The sequence below is a fragment of the Dryocola clanedunensis genome (assembly GCF_038405435.1).
In the GTDB taxonomy this organism is placed as follows: Bacteria; Pseudomonadota; Gammaproteobacteria; order Enterobacterales; family Enterobacteriaceae; genus Dryocola; species Dryocola clanedunensis_A.
The window spans coordinates 1-510 of record NZ_JBBYHZ010000251.1; the positions used below are offsets into that span (position 1 = coordinate 1).

Below are 510 nucleotides of genomic sequence, written 5' to 3' on the forward strand. Positions count from 1 at the left end.
GGTAGTAGACCGGCAGGACCGCCAGCTGGCTCAACAACAGCCAGATCACCCCGCCGCGCACCGGCAGCATCCAGGGAATGACCCCGGCAGCGACCATCATCAGGATGCTGCCCAGGCCCGAACCGCTCAGGTAGCTCACGCCCAGCGCCGAGGCGGTGAGCAGCACCAGCATGACCCGGTCGTACCAGCGCGAGTGGCCGCCGTTGCGCAGCCCGCGGGTCAGCCAGAAGTAGCCGGCACCGAAGGCCAGGTACGCGGCGAACAGCCACAGCGCCCACGCATCGACGCCACCGCCGCGGCGCAGCAGCGCTTCGTACTGCGAGTAAACCAGAGGAAGTCCGACCATGACCCAGGTGAACAGGCCGGCCAGTCGCAGTACTCGGGTGTGGCTGAGGTATCCCAACATGGACGCATAGTAGGCTGAACCTGTTCCCCTGCACTCCCACAGAAGTCATGCCTGTCGGCTCGCGGGGGGAAGCCACCCATGCAATAATCGGACCGAGGGCCCCT

1 protein-coding gene is annotated in these 510 nt (G+C 66.5%); it reads right to left on the minus strand.

The features are described 5' to 3' along the window. A partial coding sequence (locus tag AAE045_RS24495) for a hypothetical protein (RefSeq protein ID WP_455549882.1) occupies positions 1-406 on the minus strand: 406 nt, incomplete at its 3' end. Positions 407-510 lie beyond the last annotated feature (104 nt).